Here is a 14,811-nt window from a genome sequence, read left to right on the forward strand (position 1 = left end):
CGACGTCGCTTCGCAAAGGCCGACGTCGCTTCGCAAAGGCCGACGTCGCTTCGCAAAGCCGCGCTTCGCAAAGGCCGAACGAGAACGAGACCCACCGAAGGGAGCCAGACATGGCCGTGCCGACCACGACCGGCCCGCCGCACTCCCCTGTGCGGGCGGGTGCAACCCCCGTCTCCGGCGAGGACACGCCCGTGTCCGGAGAGGACCGCGACAGGTCCGGAGGAGACCCCGCCGCCACCGGCGAATCCACCGTGGACACGGATGGCGGGACGGGCTTCCCCGGCGGCGCGGCGGCGATGGCGCAGCGGATCCGGCAGGACGTGATCCGGATGGCGGGCGGGCCCGAGGGCGCGCACGCCGGCGGCAGCCTGTCCTGCGCCGACCTGATGGCCGTCCTGCACGCGGAGCTGCTGCGCCCCGGCGACTCGTTCGTGCTCAGCAAGGGCCACGCCGCGCCGGCGCTCTACAGCGCGCTGGTCCAGCTCGGCCGCCTGCCCGCCGAGGAGCTGGACAGCTACGCCCGGCCCGGCAGCCGGCTCTTCGGCCACCCCGCCCACGACCTGCCCGGCGTCGAGTTCGCCACCGGCTCCCTCGGCCACGGGCTCGGCCTGTCGATCGGGCTCGCGCTCGCCGAGCGGCTGCGCGGCGGCGACCGGCGCGTCTACACCGTCCTCGGCGACGGCGAGCTGCAGGAAGGCAGCGTGTGGGAGGCGGCGCTGCTGGCCGGCCACCGCAGGCTGTCCGGGCTGGTCGCGACCGTGGACCGCAACGGGCTGCAGATCACCGGCGGCACCGAGGGCACCGTCGCCCTGGAGCCGCTCGACGCCAAGTTCGCGGCGTTCGGCTGGCAGGTACGCAAGATCGATGGGCACGACCTGCCGGCGTTGCGCGAGGCGCTGCGCCCGGCCGCGGACGCGCCTGTGATGGTGCTCGCCGAGACCGTGAAGGGCCGCGGCGTGCCGTTCCTGGAGCGCAAGGTCGCCGGGCACTACGCCAAGCTCAAGCCCGCCCTGGTGCAGCGCGCCCTCGCGGCCCTCGCGAAGGGGGCACGGTCGTGACCCAGACCATCGCCGCCCCCGCCGCCGAGGAGACGCCCGAGCTGGGCCCGGACCCGCGCACGGCCTACCGTGACGCGCTCATCGACCTCGCGGAGTCCGACCCGCGGGTCATCTGCCTGGACTCCGACACCGGCGGGCTGGAGGACACGTTCGCCGAGCGGTTCCCGGACCGGTACATCAACGTCGGCATCGCCGAGGCCAACCTGATGACGGTCGCCGCCGGGCTCGCCCGCCGCGGCTTCATCCCCTACGTGCACACCATGGCGACCTTCGCCACCATGCGCGCGGCGGAGTTCCTGAAGGTCGACGTCGTCGGCAACCGGCTGCCGGTGCGGGTCATCGCCACCCACGGCGGGCTGTCCGCCGCGCACTTCGGCACGACCCACTTCGCCCTGGAGGACCTCGCGGTCGCCAGGGCCCTGGCCGACCTGGCCGTGGTCGTGCCCGGCGACGGCCGGCAGATCGCCGCCGCCACCCGGCAGCTGCACGAGCTGCCCGGCCCCGCATACCTGCGGCTCGGCCGCTCGGCCACGCCCGTTCCGCCCGGCCCGGCGCCCGAGTTCCGGCTCGGCGAGGTCAGGACGCTGCGCGAGGGCACGGACGTCACCGTCGTCGCGACCGGGCCGGTGCCGCTGCTGTTCGCGCTCGAGGCGGCCGAGCGGCTCGCCGGCGACGGCGTCGCCGCCGAGGTCCTCGACCTGCACACGCTGCACCCGCTGGACCGCGACGGGCTGCTCGCCGCGTGCCGCGGTCGCGCCGGGGTGGTGACGGTCGAGGAGCACCGGCCGCAGGGCGGCGCCGGCGACGCGACCGCCGAGGTGGTCTCCGCCGACCTGGCCGTGCCGATCCGCCGGATCGCCGTGCGCGGCCGGCCCGGTGCCCGCGTCGCCAGCCAGCGCGACGCCCTCGAAGCGCACGGGGTGAGCGCCGGCGCGGTCCTCGACGCCGTCCACGCCCTCCTCGCCCGCACAGACCACGACGACACAACGGCGCGCCACGGGGCCGCCGACCGGAAGACGAGGTGATGACGATGGCCGGGACGGCCCTGATCCATGACGAGGACCGGATCCGCTACGTGCAGAGCGTGTTCCAGCGCGTGCTCAAGGTCGAGAAGGGGGTGACGCCCGACGACGACTTCTTCGCCCTCGGCGGTACCTCGCTGACGGCGATGGAGGTGATCGACCTGATCGAGGCCGAACAGGGCCGGCGTCTGGCGGTGCGCAACTTCTACCAGGCGACCGTGGTCCGTGAACTCGCCGGCGAGCTCACGCCCGCCACCGACACAGACGGAGGTGCCGCATGATGCGGCCGAGAGCAGGACTCGCCGCCGAGGCGAGCACCGAAATGGCCGGAGGCGGCCGGGCGCCCGTGGAGACCACCGGCGCGCCGACGCCCGGGCAGTCGACATCCAAGCTGCACTCCCTGACCGGTCTGCGGTTCATCGCCGCGTTCCTCGTGGTGCTGTGCCACGTCGGGATCAACCTGCTGCCCAACGTGGCCAAGGACCAGGTCTTCGTCCTGCACGTCTTCTACGGCTTCGGATCCGTCGGGGTGTCGTTCTTCTTCATCCTCAGCGGTTTCGTGCTGACGTGGGTCGCCCGGCAGACCGACTCGGTGCCGCAGTTCTGGCGCCGCCGGTTCTTCAAGATCTACCCGAACCACCTGGTGACGTTCGTCGCGGCGATCATCCTCGCGGTCACCGCCGCGCACGCGCTGTCCACCCGCGACACCCTGGCGACGCTGTTCCTGGTGCACGCGTGGATCCCCGACCAGCAGCTGCTGTTCAACCTGTGGTCCAACACGCCGACCTGGTCGCTGTCCTGCGAGCTGCTGTTCTACCTGGCGTTCCCGTTCGTGCTCACGCTGCTGCGCAAGGTCCGCCCCGAGCGGCTGTGGCGCGGCTTCTGGCTCACGTTCGTGGCCATCTGCGCCGTGCCGTTCGTCGCGCTGCTGCTGCCCAGCGGCGGCGAGCTGCACCGCGGCACCGGCCTGCCCTGGCTGCACATGTGGTTCATGACGTTCTTCCCGCCGGTGCGGATGCTCGAGTTCGTGCTGGGCATCTTCACCGCGCTGATCGTCATCAACGGCCGCTGGAAGAAGTGGCCGATGCCGGTCGCCGTGATCGTCGCGTTCGTCGCGCTGATCGCCGCCGGTGGTGCCACCCCGCCGATCCTCGGCTTCGTCGCGGTCTCCGCGCTGCCCCTCGCGCTGCTGGTCGGCGCCACCGCCAACGCCGACATCAACGGCCGCGGCACCTCGTTCGGCAGCCGCGCCATGGTGTTCCTGGGTGAGATCTCCTTCGCCCTGTACCTGGTGCACTGGCTCGTCGTGGCGTACGGCTGGATCGGCCGGCACTCCGTGACCTGGGGCGCCGACCCGTCCGACGCGCCCACCACGTGGGGCACCGTGCTCGCCTATTCGGGGCTGACGATCGTCACCAGCCTCGTGCTCGCCTGGCTGCTGTACACGCTCGTGGAGCGCCCGATCATGCGGCGCTGGAGCCGTCCCGCGGTCAGACGCGACACGCCCGAGGCCGTGCAGGCCGACCGGGGCTGAACCGCCGACGAGGCTCCCACCCGCGCGGGTGGGAGCCTCGTCGCGTCTCATGCAGTGTGTTTCGGGTAAAGGTAGGGTGAGACCGACTGCAGAGGGGGCAACGTGAAAGTCACCTGGAAACAGGTCGCGACCTGGCGGATGCAGCGCCAATACGTGCACCCGCGCACGAAGCGGAGCGCGAGCGAGATCGTCGGCAGGCTGTGTGGTGTGCAGGCGCAGGTGTGGAGCGCCGCCGAGCTGGCTGTCGCCTTGCGACAGACGACACCCGACGGCGACGCCGTCGACCGGGACGTCGCCGACCTGACGCTGATGAAGACGTGGGCGATGCGCGGCACGCTGCACCTGCTGCGGCCCCAGGACGCCGGTGCGTTCCTCTCGCTGATGGCCGACGCGGGCAGCTGGCTCAAACCCTCGTGGACCAAGGCGTCCGGGGTCAGCCCGAAGCAGATCGACGAGCTGACCGAGGAGGTGTCGGGCATCCTCGAGGGCGGCGCGGAGTTCACCCGCGACCAGCTCGTCACGAAGCTCATCGCCGACAAGCGCTTCCAGAGCATGGAGGAGCGGCTGCGGTCCGGCTGGGGTTCGGTGCTCAAGCCCCTCGCCTGGCGCGGCGCCCTGTGCCACGGCGTCAATCAGGGCAACAAGATCACGTTCACGTCGCCGGCGAAGAAGTTCGGCAAGGACTGGCAGGGCATCCCGGAGCCCGACGAGGCCGCCCCGCTGGCGATCGCGGCCTACCTCGGCGCCTATGGGCCCGCCGCCCCGGACACCTTCGACCGCTGGCTGACGCTCAACAGCACCAGCAAGCCGAAGCTGCGCAAGTGGTTCGCCGACCTGGGCGACAAGGTGACCGAGGTCGACGTCGAGGGCCGCAAGGCGCTGATCCTGGCGGAGCACGCCGACGAGCTCGCCGGCACCACCGAGTGCAAGGGCGTCAAGCTGCTCGGCCACTTCGACCAGTATGTGCTGGGCCCCGGCACCAAGGACGACGCGCTGCTGGACGCCAAGCACCGGGTCAAGGTGAGCCGCGCCGCGGGCTGGATCTCACCCATCGTCGTGGTCGACGGCCGCGTCGAGGCGGTGTGGGAGATCGACGGCAAGGAGCTCGTCGTGACGCCGTTCGACGGCGTCCGCCTGCCGCAGAAGGATCTCGAGAAGGAGGCCACCCACGTGGGCAAGGCCAACGGGATCAGCGGCCTGAAGGTCCGCGTCGCCTGACAGGACGCCGTTACGAGAAGTGGGCACGGTAGAGGTCGCGCAGCAGCGCGACCTCTGCGCCGTGGTGCATGATCTCGCGATTGACGTGCAGCATCAGCGTCGCCATCGGCCGGTCGCCCCACGGCCCCTCCGCCGCGCCGATCGGGCGCTCCAGCGCCGCCCTGTCGAGGGCGCTGACGGCGTCGCGCCAGTCCTGATAGTGCCACTTCAGCGCGGCGACGGCCGCGTCGGCGGACACCGGCAGCCGCGCGGTCGCCATCGTCAGCGAGCCGTCGCCGAAGTGCGTGCTGGTGCGGATCCCCAGCACGTGGAAGGCGACGTGCGTCATCCGCCATGCGATCGTGGTCACCGGTGGCGGCTCCGGGGTGTCCTTCGCGCCGTCGAGCGTCGCGCGGCCGTCCGCGGCGGTCCGCACCGACCAGCAGTCCTTCACGGGCTCCCAGAAGTACTCGTCGTCGGTGAGCCCGGCCAGCCGGGGCGTCAGGTTGTGCTCCCAGTAGAGGTCCAGCTGATCGAGCACCTCAGCGCGCCAGTCCATGCACGGCCCCCGTCCGGTTCTGTTGCGGCCCCTTCCTGCACCGTAGGACCGCCGCAACAACCGGCTCACCGGGATCGGCGCGCGTTCCCCCGTTCGGGAGAAGCGCGCCGAAACGCCTGCCGATCAGCGCAGATTCTGCAGCCTGACCTGCCCGCGGGCGACGAGCCCACCGGACGCGTCGACCGTCTCCACGACCCACACCTGCTGGGTGGCGCCGCGGTGGACGGGGACGGCCGTCGAGGTGAGCCGGCCGTTGGCCACGGTGACCGGGGCGTAGAAGTCGGTGGCGTTGCTGACCCCGACCACGGTGCCCCGGTCGCCGATCCAGCGGTCGGCGGCCACGCTCGCGACGGACTCGACGACCGCGCAGTGCACCCCGCCGTGCAGGATGCCGTGCGGCTGCAGCAGGTCCGCACGCGCCGACCAGGCGGCGACCACCCGGTCCGGGCCGACCTCCTCGAACTGCAGGCCCAGGTGCTCGACATAGGGTCCGAGTCGCTGCGCAACCATGTCCGTCGTCATGTCTTGAGTATCCCAGTGTCTGCCGGACTCTGCAGAGTCCGCAGTCAGTTGTCGAAGAACTCGAGCTGCCCGTTACGGCGCAGCCGGTCGACCCACGCCTGCGCCGTGTAGCGAGGGACGTCGAAGTGCCGGGCGAGCTGCCCGACGCTGCCGGTGCGGCGCAGCTCCGCGGCGACCAGCTCGGCGTCGGGCATGCGCCGGTAGGGCCGGTCGGGCTTGGCCCGGCTGACCTGCCGCTCCTCGGTCTCCGCGACCGCGACGCCGGGGAGCACGGTCGCGGCGACGGCGCTGCTGAGCGACCGGGCGAGCATGTCGAAATCGATGGACCTGGCGGCGTTGGTGGGCAGGGCCCCACCCTCGGGGGCCATCACGGACAGCTCGACGACCTGCGCTTCGAAGTTCTGGTTGATCCGGATGCGTGCGGTGATGGTGGCGGGCGCCTTGTCAGTGTCCGGGCTCTCGGCCACAATCTTGACCGTGTAATGCGTTTCAACGAACTCCTGATCGGGTTCCATCGGGACCGCCTTATTCTGTTGCGCTCCTCGGGGCGAGCCGAGGAAAAGGTGCGTGTCGAGTGGCACAGCCATCCTGTGGATACTATACTCCGGACGAATCTTGGGAGGCTGCCCCGAAGGGTGAGGCTTCGAAGGCCACGCACGGCGATCACACCGAGCCTGACCTGGGAATTCGCCGAAGCCCCGACCGTCAGGGAGTCGCAGTCTGCGACGCCTCGCCGCCGCGAGGCATGCGTAGATTTTCCGACTCTGTGCGACCGACTCACACCATAGGGTGACGGACGTCGCCGGTCAGGCCCCGCCGGGCGCGCCGGTTAACGCCAGCTCCCCGATCGGCGCGCCGGGCGACTCGGCGACCGCCGCCAGAAGATCGAGCACCTGATCGATGCGCCGGTAGCCGGACGCCTGGTCCCACAGGTCGGTGTTGAGCTCCACCATCGCGGACAGGCCGGACGGGCGCAGCAGCCCGTGGAACGCCATGTCGTAGCGGGCCGTGCCGTGGGAGATGAAGCGGTACTCGCACCCCAGGCCGGCGAAGGACGCCGGCATCCACGACTCCAGCTGCAGCTCGCAGGTCACCTGGTAGATCGGGTGCACCCCGGTGACCCGCTCCGGCTGCACGGTCTGCACGATGTCGGCGAACGGCGCCTGCTGGTGCTCGTAGGCGCGCAGCACCGAGGCGCCGACCCGCTGGACCAGTTCGTCGAAGCGCGGGTCGCCGGACAGGTCCAGCCGGATCGGGATCACGTTGAGGAAGCAGCCGACGAGGTGCTCCGCGCCGCGGGTGGTCCGGTTCGCCGTGGGGATGCCGATGACGATGTCGTCCTGGCCGCTGAGGCGGTGCAGCAGCACGGCGACCGCCGCGCAGAACACGGTGAACGGGGTGGTCCGCCCGGCGGCCGCGACGTCGCGCAGCGTGCGGGCCGCGCCGGCGGAGACCGGCCGCTCCAGGAACTCGCCGCGGAAGCGGGCCTTGTCGCCGCGCGGGTGGTCGGTCGCCAGCCGCAGCGCCGGCGCCCCGGCGAGCTCGCGGGCCCAGAACCGGCGCAGCCGCTCGCCCTCCGGCCCGTCGAGCAGCTCCTGCTCGGCCCGGGCGAGCTCGGCGAAGGAGACCTCGTGCCGGGGCAGGTCCGGCGCCCGTCCGGCGGCCCTGGCCTCGTACGCGCTGCCGAGCCCCCGCATCAGCAGCGTCATCGACACCTCGTCGGTCACCAGGTGGTGGAACAGCAGCTGCGCCTGGTGGTGCTCGGCGGCCAGCCGGACGACGCGCGCCTGCAGCAGCGGCCCGCGGGTGATGTCGAAGCCGGTGTAGGCGATGTCCCGCTCCAGCCGCGCCCGCTCGGTCTCCCGCGCGTCCTCGTCGAGCCCGCTCAGGTCGTGCAGCGGCACGCCGATCCCGGTGTGCGGGTGGATCCGCTGCATCGGCTGCCCGTCGACCTCGACGAACGTGCCGCGCAGGCCCGGCTGGTGCGCGACGACGTCGTTGACCGCGGCGGCAAACGCGTCGGCGTCCAGCGGCCCGGTCAGGTCCAGCACCAGCGGGATCGTGTGGGTGAGCGAGCCCGGGTCGGCCTGCTCGGCGAGCCACAGCTGGCGCTGCCCGGACAGCAGCGGCACGTCCACCACCGTGTCGGGGTCGTCGGCCGGTACGACGTCGTCCACCGCCTCGGGTTCGTCGCTGTCGGGCAGGTCGGCGACGAGCTCCAGCATGCCGTCCAGCTCCGGGTTGGCGGCCCGCAGCTCGGCGGTCAGCTGCGCCGGGGTCGGGTTCTCGAACAGGGTCCGGACCCGCACCCGCGCCCCGAGCGCCTCCGTCAGGTCGGCGACGAGCCGGGTGGCGAGCAGCGAGTGCCCGCCGCTTTCGAAGAAGTCGTCGTCCGGCCCGATCGCCGGCCGCTCCAGGGCCTGCGCCCAGATCTCGGTGACCAGGTCGAGCAGCCGGTCGGGCCCCGCCGGCGAGACGGCGGGCGCGGACCCCGGCTGTTCCGCGGCGGGCAGGCCGTCCACGACCTGCAGCCGGCCGTCGGCGCTCCGCCGGGCGGTGAGCCCGGTGGGGGCGCCGCCGCGCAGCAGCGCGGCCGGGTGGTGCGGCGACAGCCCGCCGGCCAGGGCCAGGTCCTCGGCGCGGGCACCGTCGAACGCGGTGAGCACCGGCCAGTCCTCCTCGCCGCGGGAGCGGTCCAGCCGCACCGTCACCGCCGTGCCGTCCGGCAGGTCGATCCGCGTCGCCTCCCCGGCGTCCTGCTCCAGTGCCGCGGCCCGCGGCTCGTGCAGTTCCAGCTCCGGCAGCCGCAGCTCCGGGTGCTCCAGCCACTGCCGCAGCACCCGGCCGTAGTCGTCCACCAGCGCCTGGACCCCGTCCGGGGTGTACAGGTCACCGTCGTACTCCAGCCACAGCCGGACCTGCCCGCCCGCGAACTCGATCTCCACGACGGTGTCGAACCGGCCACGGCCGCGCTCCACGTCCAGGACCCGCACCGGCAGCCCGCCGAAGCGCAGGTCGCCGACGGCGTCGATCCGCGGCAGGAACAGGTGCTGGATCAGCGGGGTCCGGTCGGTGGGCCGCGGCGCGGACGCGGCCCGCACGATCCGGTTGAACGGCAGCCGGACGTGCTCGATCGCCGCCGCGACCCGCTTCGAGCAGCGGGCCACCGTCTCGGTCAGGTCGGGCGCGCCGGCGAGGTCCAGGCGCAGCGGGACGGTGTTGGACAGCTGCCCGACGAGCGACTCCAGCTGCGGCGCGCCGCGGTTCGCGGCGAGCACGCCGAGGATCAGGTCGTCGCGGCCGGTGGAGCGGGCGATCGTGGCGGCCCACCCGGCGAGGCACAGCGCGTACGGCGAGCTGTGCAGGTCGCGGGCGGTGGCGCGCAGCGCGGGCCCGCCGACGCCGGGCAGGACGAACTCGACGCGGCTGCCGACCCCGCGCCGGATGCGCCGGCGCGGCCGGTCGGGTCGCACGTCGAGACTCGTCGGCGCGTCGCGCAGGGTCTCGCTCCACCACGCGGTGTCGGCGTCCTGGGTGGCCGGCAGGAGCGCCTCACGCTCCCAGAAGACGAAGTCGCCGTACTGCAGCTCGGGCGCCGGCACGGTGGAGGGGCGCCCGTCCACCGCGGCGGTGTAGTCGGCGGCGAGCTCGGCCAGCAGCAGCCGGACGGCGGTCGCGTCGGCGACGATGTGATGCACCGCGAGCGCGAGGACGTCGCCGTCCGGGGCGCCGCCGTGCACCAGCAGGAACGCGACCCCGCAGCCGGCGGAGGGGTCGATGCCCCGGGCGGCGAAGCCGTCGAGCTCGGCGCCGGTCGGCTCGTCGACCACGGTCACCGGCAGCGGGTCCGGCACCGGCCGCACGACCTGGCCGGGCTGTCCGTCGCGCAGCAGCAGCGCGGTGCGCAGGACCTCATGCCGGGTCAGCAGCGCGCCGACCGCGGTGCGCAGCGCGGACTCGTCGAGACGGCCGGGCACGGCCAGTGCCACGCACTCCGTCAGCGGGGCCTGCTCCGCCGCCGACGCGTCGGAGGACCAGAAGTGCTCCTGGATGACCGCGAGCGGCATGAAGTCTTCGTAGTCTCTCATGGAAATACGGTAACTCACTGCGCCTCCAAACGCGCGAGAGTGACCGGTTCGGGTGGCTTCTGCCCCGGCAAGATGCGCTGTCTGCAGACTCGCGTTACCGTAAGGCCGTCGGCAGTTGTGGTGTGTGGGTGAAGACTCATGCCGACAAACAGCGCAGACCCGCGCACCGGAATACGAGCGTCTCGCACGAATTCCCGCAGAGGAGTCATGGGGCATGACCTCAACCAACGCGCAAAACAGGACACCAACCGCACGGGTCGGGCATCCCGAGGGCGCTGCCCCGAAGACGCCGCAGCAAGCTCCGAAGCCCGCCGACGGCGGTGGCCGACGGCCCTCGGTGCTGCGCAACCGCGACTTCGCCCTGGTCTGGGGCGGTGAGTCGATCAGCCTGCTGGGCAGCGAGATCAGCGTCATCGCGCTGCCGTCCCTCGCCGTGCTCGTCTTCGGTGAGGGCGCGCTCGGCGTCGGTCTGCTGATCGCGCTGCAGTGGATCCCGTTCGTGCTGCTCGCCCCGGTGATGGGGGTGCTCACCGACCGGTTGAACCGGCGGATGATGATGCAGGTCGCCAACCTCGCCCGCTTCGTCGTCCTCGGCTCGCTGCCGCTGCTGTGGGCGCTGGACGGGCTGACGATCACCCACCTGTACGTGGCGGCGGTGCTGAAGGGCATCTTCGACGTCGTCTTCCAGCTCGCCTATCAGGCGTACCTGCCGCAGCTGCTGCCGCGGGAGGACCTGGTCGACGGCAACGCCAAGACCCAGCTGAGCCGGTCCGTCGCGCTGATCTTCGGCCGGAGCGCCGGTGGCGCCCTGGTCGGTCTGCTCGGCGCCGCGCGGGCGATCACCGCCGACGCGGTCACCTACCTGTTCGCCGGGCTGAGCCTGATGTTCGTGAAGTTCCGCGAGCCCGCGCCGCAGCCCCGCCCGGGCGGTGTCCAGGCCACGCTCAAGGACCTGCGCGGCGGGGTGTCGATGACGTTCGGCAACCGGCTGCTGCGGTACCTGACGCTGATGGCCACGTTCGGCAACACGGCCGTGTCGATGGTCCTCGCGATGATCATCGTGTTCGGCTACCAGGACCTGGACCTCAGCGCCGCGCAGATCGGCCTGGTGCTCGGCGTCGGCGGCACGCCCGTCATCCTGGGCGCGATCCTGTCCCGCCGGATCAACGAGAAGCTCGGCATGGGCCGCACGCTGCTGCTGACCCACTCGATGCTGATCGTCGCGTTCCTGCTGCTGCCGTTCGCGCAGTTCGGCAACACCGCGACCGCGGTCACCATCCTGATCGTCTCGCAGGGCATCTCGTCCTTCACCACCCCGGTCGGCAACGTCGGTGTCATGACGCTGATCCAGAAGGCCACGCCGCCGCAGGCGATGGGCCGCGTCGGCGGCGTCGCCCTGCCGTTCGTCTGGGGCGCCAATGCCGCCGGTCCGCTGCTGGGCAGCGCGGTCGCCGTGGCGTTCGCCAACATCACCGCGTTCTACCTCGCCGCGGCCCTCGCCGTGATCGCTGTCTGCTGGGTCCTGGCGGGCCGGGTGCACAAGCTGATCGACGACGTCCCGGAGAACGAGCGGGTGGTCGTCCCGGACGCCGCGTAGGCCGACCGGACAACCAGCAACCAGCAACCAGGGAGGAGCGCAGACATGACCACCCACCAGGACACGACGACCCTGGTGTCCCGGATCGAGGAGTTCGCCCGGACCGCACCGCGGTCGCCGGCCGTCCGGCACGGCGACCGGGCGCTGACCTACGGGGAGCTCAACCAGCAGGCCAACCAGCTCGCCCACGAGCTGTCGGTCCTCGGTGTGCGGCGCGGTGACATGGTCGCCATGTACCTGGGCCGCTCGATCGAGTGGGTGGTCGGCATGCTCGGCTGCCTGAAGGCCGGCGGTGTCTGCATGCCGCTGGATCCTTCGGTGCCGGCCGAGCGCTTCCACCGGGCCATCACGGCGGGACGCCCCACCGCCGTGGTGGCGGCCGCGCACTGCCCCAACGCGGCCGAGGTGCCGCCCGTCCCGGTCGGGGTGCCCGTGGCACCCTGCCCGGGCGGCGGGAACCCCACGCCGCCGGTGCCCAGCGGGCTGCCGGTGGTCACCATCGACGCCGGTGTGCCCGCCCGCGAGCAGCTGCCGGACCCCGGTCCGGCGGCGCGCCGCGACGAGCTCGCCTACGCGATGTTCACGTCCGGCTCCACCGGCGCGGCGAAGATCGTGCTCGCGCAGCACTCGTGGCTCGCGCTGAGCGCCGCCCGCAGCGCCACCATCAACGGCACCACCGCCGCGGACCGCGGCTCCTGGCTCGGCGCGGCCGGCGCCGGGATCGCCATCCACGAGGTCGGTGGCCTGCTCTGGCAGGGCGCGCAGATCGTGATCGGGGAGCACGACGTCATCGCGTCGCCGCCCGCGCTGCGCGACTGGCTCCTCGACGAGGAGATCACCCTCAGCTTCGTCATCACCCCCGTCGGGGAGGTGCTGCAGAACCTGCCGTGGCCGCGGGAGACCCCGCTGCGGCTGCTCACGCTCGGCGGCGACCGGCTCAACAAGTGGGGGCCGCCCGGCCTGCCGTTCGAGATCGCCGTCTCGTACGGCAGCCTCGAAGCCTTCCAGGTCGCCAACTCCAGCTACCCGTGGGACCGGCGGTGCACCCCGTCCACGGCGACGGACGCCGACCGGCAGGCCGCGCCGCCCGTGGGACGGCCGATCGAGGGCGTGACCGTGCACCTGCTGGAGGACGACGGCCGCACCCCGGTGGGTGACGGCATCGGCGAGGTCTGGATCGACTCCGACTGCCTGAGCCTCGGCTACCTGGGCGACCCGGCGCAGACCGCGGACCGCTTCCGCCCCAACCCGTTCGGCGCGCCCGGCACCCGGCTGTACCGCTCCGGCGACGCCGGCCGCTTCCGCCCCGACGGCGTCCTGGAGCACCACGGCCGCATCGACGACATCGTGAAGATCCGCGGGCACCGCGTCGAGCTCGGCGACGTCGACTGGGTGCTCGGCCGGCACCCCGCGGTGCGGCAGGTCTCGGTCGTGCCGGCGATGGACGGCGACCAACGCCGGCTCGTCGCCTGCTTCACCGCCGAGACCGCCGTGTCGCCGCTCGAGCTGCGCGACTACGCCCTGCAGCGGCTGCCCGACTTCATGATCCCGGTCGCCTTCGTCCAGCTGGACGAGCTGCCCCTCAACACGTCCAACAAGATCGACCGCCGCCGGCTCCCCCCGGCGGACTGGGCCCGCGGCCGTCCGGTGCGCGCCTGGCGCCCCCCGGCGCCCGGCGCGGAGACGGAGCTGGCGCGGCTGTTCGCCGAGCTGCTGCACGTCGACCGGGTCGGCGCGGACGACCACTTCCTGGAGCTCGGCGGCGACTCGCTGCTGCTGGCCCGCCTGCAGGGCCACATCGAGCAGGACCTCGGCACCCGGGTCGAGATGAACGACCTGGTGACCGACCCGACCGTCAGCGGCCTGGCGCAGCTGGTGTCCGCGGCCGGTCCCGCCACCGCGACCCCGGCGATCCCCGCGATCACCCCGCGGCGGCGCTGACCCTTCCAGTACCCGCAGACCCCAAGAACGTCACGGGCCCATGGGACGCACTCCCATGGGCCCACCGACCCGGCTTGGAGGCCGGCATGACCGCACAGACGACAGACGCCACCGACAGACTGGTCACCGCGTTCGACCATCACGACCCCGAGTACACGCCGCAGACCGCGCAGGCGGTCAACAGCGGCATCCGCGACCGCGGCGTCACCTACTCCCCCGCGTACGGCGGGGTGTACATCCTGTCCCGCTACGCCGACGTGCGCGCGGCCCTCACCGACTGGCAGACCTACAGCTCGGCCCGCGGCGTGCACTTCCCGCGCGCCGAGGGGATGCCGATGTTCTCCCCGATCGACTTCGACCCGCCGCAGCAGCGCGAGATCCGCGACCGGATGGCCCCGCCGATGACGCGCGAGACGATCGGCGGCCTCGAGGCGCAGCTGCGCGAGATGGCCGACCGGCTGCTCGCCCCGGTCGCCGAGCGCGGGCACGGCGACCTCATGAAGGAGCTCGCGGAGCCGTTCGCGATCGAGGTGCTCGGCGTCGCCTTCGGGCTGTCCGAGGAGTGCCGCGGCCGGGTCCGCGAGGCGACGAAGACGATGTGGACCTACATCTCCACCGACAAGGACGCGAGCAAGTTCTGGCCCGCGTTCCACGACATCCTCGCCGAGGAGATCGACCGGGTGCGGCGCGAGCCCGACGGCGGCTACATCGCGCAGCTGGCGGCGATGACCCGCGACGGCGAGCCGCTGCCGGACGAGGAGCTGTACTCGATCATCGTCAGCTTCTGCGTGGCCGGGCACGACAACACGATGAACTCGATCACCCGCCTGGTGCACACCCTCGGCCAGGATCCCGTGCTGCAGCTGCGGTTGCGGCGCGAGCCGGAGCTGCGCGCGGCCGTCGCCGAGGAGACGCTGCGGCGCTGGTGCCCGACCGACCGGTTCACCCGGATCACCACCCGGGAGGTCACCGTCGCCGGCACCACCATCCCGGAGGGCGCCCGCGTGGTGCTGCTGTTCGACGCCGCCAACCGCGACCCGGAGAAGTTCCCGGATCCTGACGCGTTCGACCCCGACCGCGGCAACTCCCACCAGCATCTGGGTTTCGGGCACGGCATCCACCACTGCATGGGGGTGCACCTGGCCCGGGCGGAGTTCGCGGCGGTACTGGACGCGCTCGCCGAACTGCCCGTGTTCGACCTGGACGGGCCCAGCGAGCTGCACTTCGAGAACGGCCGGCACATCATGTTCGACCAGGTGCCGGTGCGGTTCCGGGTCGGGGAGGAGCGCTGAG

General features: G+C 72.5%; 12 protein-coding genes. 8 read left to right on the forward strand and 4 right to left on the reverse strand.

The features are described from left to right. Window positions 1-110 precede the first annotated feature (110 nt). The 5 genes from ACZ6TV_RS43045 (at window position 111) to ACZ6TV_RS43065 (ending at window position 4,832) form a co-directional block, all read left to right on the forward strand. Window positions 111-1,058 carry a transketolase gene (locus ACZ6TV_RS43045; protein ID WP_465305155.1) on the forward strand — a complete coding sequence of 316 codons (948 nt, stop codon included), beginning with the start codon at window positions 111-113 and terminating at the stop codon, window positions 1,056-1,058. Continuing rightward, window positions 1,055-2,083 (forward strand): transketolase family protein, encoded by a 1,029-nt coding sequence (locus tag ACZ6TV_RS43050; protein ID WP_465305157.1) that lies wholly within the window; start codon window positions 1,055-1,057, stop codon window positions 2,081-2,083. Before ACZ6TV_RS43045 ends, ACZ6TV_RS43050 begins: the two co-directional genes overlap by 4 nt. Window positions 2,084-2,088: 5 nt before the next feature. Continuing rightward, window positions 2,089-2,361 carry an acyl carrier protein gene (locus ACZ6TV_RS43055; protein ID WP_354778646.1) on the forward strand — a complete coding sequence of 91 codons (273 nt, stop codon included), beginning with the start codon at window positions 2,089-2,091 and terminating at the stop codon, window positions 2,359-2,361. After that, window positions 2,358-3,614 (forward strand): acyltransferase family protein, encoded by a 1,257-nt coding sequence (locus tag ACZ6TV_RS43060; protein WP_465305159.1) that lies wholly within the window; start codon window positions 2,358-2,360, stop codon window positions 3,612-3,614. Before ACZ6TV_RS43055 ends, ACZ6TV_RS43060 begins: the two co-directional genes overlap by 4 nt. A gap of 102 nt (window positions 3,615-3,716) precedes the next feature. Further along, a complete protein-coding gene (locus ACZ6TV_RS43065) occupies window positions 3,717-4,832 on the forward strand; it encodes a winged helix DNA-binding domain-containing protein (protein WP_465305161.1) in 1,116 nt (371 codons plus the stop codon). Between the two features lie 10 nt (window positions 4,833-4,842). Here the strand turns inward: ACZ6TV_RS43065 and ACZ6TV_RS43070 are convergent, their stop codons facing one another. The 4 genes from ACZ6TV_RS43070 to ACZ6TV_RS43085 form a co-directional block, all read right to left on the reverse strand. Then, a complete protein-coding gene (locus ACZ6TV_RS43070) occupies window positions 4,843-5,370 on the reverse strand; it encodes a DinB family protein (RefSeq protein WP_465305163.1) in 528 nt (175 codons plus the stop codon). 123 nt (window positions 5,371-5,493) lie between these two features. Next, window positions 5,494-5,892: a PaaI family thioesterase gene (locus ACZ6TV_RS43075; RefSeq protein ID WP_465305165.1), complete on the reverse strand. Its 399-nt coding sequence runs from the start codon at window positions 5,890-5,892 to the stop codon at window positions 5,494-5,496. A 44-nt stretch (window positions 5,893-5,936) separates the two neighbouring features. Beyond that, on the reverse strand, window positions 5,937-6,407 hold the full coding sequence (locus tag ACZ6TV_RS43080; RefSeq protein WP_465305167.1) for a hypothetical protein: 471 nt from the start codon (window positions 6,405-6,407) through the stop codon (window positions 5,937-5,939). 291 nt (window positions 6,408-6,698) lie between these two features. Then, entirely contained in the window at window positions 6,699-9,980 is a 3,282-nt protein-coding gene (locus ACZ6TV_RS43085) for a condensation domain-containing protein (RefSeq protein WP_465305169.1), read from the reverse strand. Window positions 9,981-10,194: 214 nt separating this feature from the next. Here ACZ6TV_RS43085 and ACZ6TV_RS43090 point away from each other — a divergent pair, with 214 nt between their 5' ends. From ACZ6TV_RS43090 to ACZ6TV_RS43100, 3 genes are all read left to right on the forward strand, one after another. Continuing rightward, complete coding sequence (locus ACZ6TV_RS43090; RefSeq protein ID WP_465305171.1) at window positions 10,195-11,577, forward strand: MFS transporter; 1,383 nt, start codon at window positions 10,195-10,197, stop codon at window positions 11,575-11,577. Window positions 11,578-11,622: 45 nt separating this feature from the next. Beyond that, window positions 11,623-13,518: a non-ribosomal peptide synthetase gene (locus ACZ6TV_RS43095; protein WP_465305173.1), complete on the forward strand. Its 1,896-nt coding sequence runs from the start codon at window positions 11,623-11,625 to the stop codon at window positions 13,516-13,518. An 86-nt stretch (window positions 13,519-13,604) separates the two neighbouring features. Beyond that, the gene (locus ACZ6TV_RS43100) at window positions 13,605-14,810 is read left to right on the forward strand and encodes a cytochrome P450 (protein ID WP_465305175.1); all 1,206 of its coding nucleotides are present in this window, start codon (window positions 13,605-13,607) and stop codon (window positions 14,808-14,810) included. Window position 14,811: the final 1 nt, after the last annotated feature.

Source organism: Dactylosporangium sp. NPDC051087, from assembly GCF_055586325.1.